We start from the raw sequence: 6268 nt of genomic DNA on the forward strand, positions 1-6268 counted from the left end.
GGAATTTTACTAAAAGAGAATTAGCTAGGATGAAAACAACCTAAAAAGAAAGGGGAAGCTTAGCTCCCCCTTATAATTAATTTTTCCGATTATTTATTTTCTGAGACCAAGTCTGCGCTAGCTCCCACTCGTTTATCATATAGTCACTTTTCTCTTCATCATAGATATCTATAGTAAACGACTTAGTTTGCTCATCAAATTGATCTAGCTCTAAGCTGACTTTTTGAATGATCTGACGCTTCTCTTTGCCTACCTTCATTTCACGAAAGTTTCTGATAGGGCGACAAAGTCGAACATTACTCAGGTCTATTTTCTGAACTTGCTTCTCATTGTCCATAGAATTCAGAAATAGCAATTGGTTATTTTTTTGGTCCAAACCAATGCAATAAGCTTCGCGCCAAGTTTCAAAATCCCCTGACTTCAGATGACTTACTTGTGCTTCAGACTTGAGCTGCTCCTTTAGCAGATTGCCTTTATTTTTTTGTTTTAAACTAGTCAGTACTAATGGTAGGCATACCATTACAGTCAAAGCGACCGATAAGATAATTAATGTTAGTTCACTCATTATTTTTGGATGGATAAAATGGAATATCAGTCCTATCTGACTTAGAGAAGCCAGAAGGATTTAGCAATATCTAGTTGAATTGCTATCCGTTTTACCAGAAATAATGAAAGGGGAAAATGATTTTTGATGTGGTAAGCGAGCCTAAAAGTGGCGCGCTGGTATAGATCAGATCTAATAAGGAATCATGATCCAGACCAAATTTTGGATAGACCACTGAGGAAAAAAGAACTGGCCAATGTCCCGTCCCTGAACCCAAATTCTCACTAGCCCCATGCCTTACACTGTTCCAATCAGGATTGACACAAGGCTGAAAAGCAGAGAAGTTTGCATCTCCTTTTGTAATACTATACTTATCTCTATCCCCAAATTCACTTGCGTACACCTCTGCACCCATTCCTGTGGATGGTAAAACTATCCACAGCAGCAGGTAGTAAATGAGGTAAAGGAGTGAATATAGTTTTTTCATTTATTAAGAAAAGAAGGCTCTTTCTAGCTTTAAAGCCGCACAAAAATAAGTGAATCTTCGTTAGTTTTGAGCTATTCCCAATTCTCTCTTATGTCTGTAACGGCCGAAAATATACTTTTAATCAGTTCACTTTTACTTTTAGCAGGAGTTTTGGCGAGCAAAACTGCTGGGAAGACTGGCATTCCAATGCTCCTGATTTTCTTAGGAGTCGGCATGCTAGCTGGTTCGGACGGGATTGGTGGGATTAGATTTGACAATCCGGCCATCGCACAATTCCTAGGAATCATTGCACTCACCTATATTCTTTACTCAGGAGGTATTGATACCAAGTGGCCAAGCATAAAGCCTGTACTCAAACCTGGAATCACACTTTCTACCTTAGGCGTTTTGCTAACGAGTTTTTCTCTGGGCGGGTTCGTTTATATGATTTCGGAGCTAAGCTTTCTTGAAAGTCTGTTACTTGGGTCTATCGTTTCCTCTACAGATGCCGCTGCTGTGTTCTCAGTTTTGCGGGCGAAAAGCATTGGGCTAAAAGGGCATTTGAGACCACTACTCGAATTGGAAAGCGGAAGTAACGATCCCATGGCATACTTCCTGACTGTTTCGATCCTCGGACTGATCACTTTGGAAACGGGTTCGATCTGGGAAATTATTCCTCTGTTTTATATTCAGATGATTGTTGGCGGTTTATTAGGCTGGCTGTTTGGGAGAGCTACCGTATTATTGATCAATAAAATCAAACTGGATTTTGAGGGGCTTTACCCTGTGATGCTTCTTGCTTTAGTTTTGATTACCTACACGACGACGGATCTTCTGAAAGGAAACGGATTTCTCGCCGTTTACATCAGTGCTATCACAGTTGGGAATGCAAATATGGCTCACAAGAAAAGCCTCATGAAATTCTTTGATGGGATCGCCTGGTTGATGCAAGTGATCATGTTCATCACTTTAGGTCTCTTGGTTTTTCCTAAGCAACTCTTCCCTGTCTCAGGAATTGCAATTTTAGCGGCACTCTTTTTAATTTTCGTTGCACGACCACTTGGAGTGTTCATTTCACTCTCTTTTTTCAAGTACAAGCTTCGCGAAAAGACTTTTATCTCATGGGTCGGACTCAGAGGAGCAGTTCCTATCGTATTTGCGACACTACCCCTGATCGAAAATATAGACATGGCTTCTACGATTTTCCACATCGTCTTCTTCATCGTACTGGCTTCAGTTGCAATTCAGGCGACTACTCTCCCTCTTGCCGCAAAACTCCTGCACCTCTCCCTTCCAGCTTCTTTGAAGCGACGATCCATGCTGGATATCGAGCTATCTGATGATTTTAAGAATGCGATTTTAGAGATTCAGCTTCCGACAAATAGTCCGATCCAAGGGAAGAAAATCCTAGAACTTGGTTTCCCAAATACTTCACTCATCGTTCTGGTAAAAAGAAATGGGAAGTTCATCACACCAAATGGTCAGACAGAACTCGAAGATCAAGATGAGCTCATGATCATGATGGAAAATGATCAGGAAGAAGATCGAATTAAGGAGCTGCTACAGATTTAAGAAATTGCCCTATGAACGATGTCGGGTGTAGGATGTCCGATGAGTGTAAGTGGTAAAAATTGTAAGTAGTGACATGAAAAGTAAAAGGTTAAAAGTGTCAAGTAAATTCATGACATGACATACCGACATTAAGCTCTGTTCTCTGAGTAATCCATTTCGAGCGTTGCAGTTAAAACAAAAACAAGTTGGCGAAGCCTGAATCAACACTCCGCCAACTTAAAAAGTCAATCCACTGTCGCTACTGATTTTCTGCTTGGAATTGCATGGTTAGCAGGTTCCTCTTCAGCATTATTTGCTTTCATTTTCGATCCTATCAAAATCGCAGAAATGGAGATCACCAGCCAAAGTGCATCTATCAAGAATATATCCATCTGCCCATTTCTTAGCGTAACCCAAAGCCAATTCCCTGAAACTATTCCGTTTGCCACAGGCACAGCCAAACCTATTATTCCGCCCAAAATCAACGTGAACTTATTGGTGATGGCATTGCTACGAATGAAGGTAAAGAGTAAAGTAAGCGCCAGCCAAGACCAGAAAAAGGTCTGAAAAATAAACGCTGAACGATCATCTCCAGGATCCTGCAGACCTATTTTGATCATCACAAAGGTGAATGCCGTCACCGGAAACATGCTGAGACAGCCCGCCAAATAAAACCAAACCAGCCAAGCATTGAACTTTCGCTTGACAGGAGACACATGCTTTTTATCACGAGCCACTAACCAGATCATTACTCCGGAAATAATCACAAAACAGGTAAGCAGACCGAGGCTAAAATAAATCAGCTTTAATCCTGCTCCGCCAAAGTCACCAAAATGCAATCTTAAAATGACTGATCTGGCTCCATCCAGATAAGATACGTCCTGAAAAGGACTTTTCTCAGCGACAATTTCCCCATCCTTCACTCGGTAGGTAATCGTCCCAGCACTGGCAAATTTCTTATTGAAGTCAGATTTACCCGTAAACTGCACATGCATATTTTCGTCCCCATAGTTGAAAATGCTGGCATTATGCACATGAAATTCCGGCCATTTTTCCTCAGTCCGGTCGAGCAAGTCATTCACAGAAAATTCATTATCCAAAGGTCTCCCCACAAACTCAAACTTGGGTGGATTAAATCCAAAATCATCATAGGCTTCTTCCTGACTGCCATTGTATGCATAGGAAATAATCGCCGGAGACATAATGGTAAGACCGATAATTATATAAACTCCAGTCAGCGCAAACATAAATTGATAGGGCAAACCGATAATCCCAAGTGCTGTATGAGCATCTGTCCAGAGATTTTTGATACTGTTGTTTGGACGAAAAATATAAAAGTTGCTGATGATTTTATTCCAATGAACAATCACTCCCGTCACCACTGCAAACAGAAAGAAAAATGCGATAATCCCAGCGAGCAAATAGCCTGATCTTCCGAAGAAATTCAGCTGCGCAAAAAAGTGAAGTCTATAGAGAAATTCCCCAAACGAATATGATTCCTGATAGTCATACGTCTTCAGATCCTGAGTATTCATGTAGAAAAAATTTCCCCGACCACCACGGCCTCTTCTACCCTTGTCTTCATTCACTTCAGCGTCTTTAGGTACCGAAATGCTCACACTTGTGCGTTGCTCATCGTAATGCTGATTGAAGGCAACATCAGTTTTAGCAATCCCTTTTCGTGCCTGAAGCGTATCCAATACGACATCAAAGTCCATTTCCTGCAATGCCCATCCCTCAGAAATCGATTCACTCCGCTCCCAACTGATGATTTCATCTCTGAAAAATGAGAATGATCCTGCAAAGAAAATCACGTACAAAGCCAGACTGATGATGATTCCGGAGATGGTGTGTGTATGAAATAAAATATTGTAAATCCTGTTGCTCATGATGCTGAATTAAATCGTAGGTGTCGGTTGATTGAGGTACACAATTGCAGAAAAACAAAGGGTCAGGAGTAGATAAATACCCCAGATTTTCCAGCCACTTTTAGCTATGAATGCGATGATCATCAAGGCTACCCATAGTAGAAACCCTCCAAATACCAGGGTGAACAGCACTGAAGCTTTATCGAAATAAAAAGACAGCGCCAGAAAGAAAGATACAGTCACAAAGTATCCACCTACAAAGCCAGCAGTAATTCTGGAAAAACGGTGAATGAAAGTTGGGGTTAAATGCTTTTTGTTTGCAGGCATGGCTTATAGAATTTCAATCAAAAACAACAATACGAATCCAGCGAAAAGCCAGTATATCTTCAGTTTCCAAATCGGTGAAATCAGAACAACCAAACTCCCCATCAGCATCAGCATGCTCAGAAATGCAAAGATCCCAGAACCCACTCCGAGATAGATCACTGATAATACCAATCCTACTAGAAGTAATCCCGAGCCGATAATTTTGGCCTGTTTTTCATTTGTCAGAAACCAAGATTCCAGTTTCGGAGGTCGGCTTAGAATGGCTTTTTTAGAGGTTTGATAGAAAAACTCAAAACCCAAAAACGTAAGTAAAACGCTTACAGTAATCATAGTATCATTTGGCTAATAGTCATTTTGTTTTCACCTCGCTGTGCTGGGTGAGATTCGGATAATAATTTTGAGCGACATTAAGTGCATCAGGAGAACCTAGCAAGGAAGACTCCCCCGATGCATAAACAGTCTTTGTCAGAAAAATAAAGCTCATAGTTCAAACAGCAGATTTAAAAATTACCCAATCAATGGATAGGTGATCAATCAACTTGTATTGCCTGTGTGGCACATCTCCAGATGGCTTTCAGTCCAGACGGATCATTTTCCGGAAGCTTCTCGGTGTGAGTTGCCTCAGCGAAATAGGTTCCCTTTGTAGTCAAATCCAGGTTGGCTTTTCCTTTCTTTCCAGTCTTGAATTCTTGTATTTCAGCATCTGGCCCAAGAATCGCAATGTCTCCTTCTGGCAATGCTTTCCCTTTGTACAACACTTTCAGATCAGAGCTTTTTGCATTTCTTACCAAAGCCAAATCAGACTCTGGAAGCGAAGGTGCTTTACCTTTTCCCACCCACACTTGTGCAAAAGCATTGAACTGATAGGCAGTTTTGCTGTCGCCAGGGTCTGCGGTATGTGTGATCTGCAGCCTGTATTCGCCTTCTTCTCCTGGCGTGAAACTTCCTTCGAAATACTCAGCAGTAGCAGTAGGCTGCAGCTTGGTTTTCTTTCCAGAAGGACTAATCAGCCATAACTCAAATTCTTTCACATCAGAATACCACTTTGCCACGGGTTCGATGGCATTTTCATGGTAGTCTGCGTAGTACACTTTGTAAGGATGCGCTTGACCTATTTCGCTTTTGGAGGACGTATGGATCCAAAGCGCATGTGCCTGCACGCCCACGATAAGCATCGTAAGCATCAGGGTTAGGCAGAGAGATTTTAATGATGTTACTTTCATAATGATGTCATTTATTTTTTTTTTACCACTGAGTCCACAGAGTAGAGTCCAGAGGTCACAGTTATTAATTATTGTTTAGTCTTCAAGTTGTCCTGCTTCTCCAGAAGCTGGATATGATATCTTTGGTCAAATCCCCCTTAGCCCCAATTCAAGGGAGAATTGCATCTGCTAAGTATTAATTCTTTTAGCTCACTAAGTATCACAGTTGCTCAAATTATCAGGGTTTTCATCTTCTGACAGTGCCTAGATAAAGTTGACACATTTTAATTGGACAAAAAACCAATAAGAT

Annotated in this window: 7 protein-coding genes; 1 reads left to right on the forward strand and 6 read right to left on the reverse strand. The window is 41.2% G+C overall.

Going from position 1 to position 6268, the window contains the following annotated elements:
• Positions 1-76 precede the first annotated feature (76 nt).
• Entirely contained in the window at positions 77-565 is a 489-nt protein-coding gene (locus tag AACZ87_RS22265) for a hypothetical protein (protein WP_339870283.1), read from the reverse strand.
• A gap of 91 nt (positions 566-656) precedes the next feature.
• The gene (locus AACZ87_RS22270) at positions 657-1031 is read right to left on the reverse strand and encodes a hypothetical protein (RefSeq protein ID WP_339870284.1); all 375 of its coding nucleotides are present in this window, start codon (positions 1029-1031) and stop codon (positions 657-659) included.
• Between the two features lie 90 nt (positions 1032-1121).
• On the opposite strand from AACZ87_RS22270, the gene AACZ87_RS22275 reads away from it, so the two are divergent.
• A complete protein-coding gene (locus AACZ87_RS22275; protein ID WP_339870285.1) occupies positions 1122-2582 on the forward strand; it encodes a potassium/proton antiporter in 1461 nt (486 codons plus the stop codon).
• 224 nt (positions 2583-2806) lie between these two features.
• On the opposite strand, the gene AACZ87_RS22280 is transcribed toward AACZ87_RS22275, so the two are convergent.
• From AACZ87_RS22280 to AACZ87_RS22295, 4 genes are all read right to left on the reverse strand, one after another.
• Positions 2807-4450 carry a PepSY-associated TM helix domain-containing protein gene (locus tag AACZ87_RS22280; protein WP_339870286.1) on the reverse strand — a complete coding sequence of 548 codons (1644 nt, stop codon included), beginning with the start codon at positions 4448-4450 and terminating at the stop codon, positions 2807-2809.
• 9 nt (positions 4451-4459) lie between these two features.
• Entirely contained in the window at positions 4460-4756 is a 297-nt protein-coding gene (locus AACZ87_RS22285) for a hypothetical protein (RefSeq protein WP_339870287.1), read from the reverse strand.
• A gap of 3 nt (positions 4757-4759) precedes the next feature.
• Positions 4760-5086: a hypothetical protein gene (locus AACZ87_RS22290; RefSeq protein WP_339870288.1), complete on the reverse strand. Its 327-nt coding sequence runs from the start codon at positions 5084-5086 to the stop codon at positions 4760-4762.
• 200 nt (positions 5087-5286) lie between these two features.
• Positions 5287-5979: a nickel uptake transporter family protein gene (locus tag AACZ87_RS22295; RefSeq protein ID WP_339870289.1), complete on the reverse strand. Its 693-nt coding sequence runs from the start codon at positions 5977-5979 to the stop codon at positions 5287-5289.
• Between the last annotated feature and the right edge of the window lie 289 nt (positions 5980-6268).

This window comes from uncultured Algoriphagus sp. (assembly GCF_963974365.1).
Lineage (GTDB): Bacteria > Bacteroidota > Bacteroidia > Cytophagales > Cyclobacteriaceae > Algoriphagus.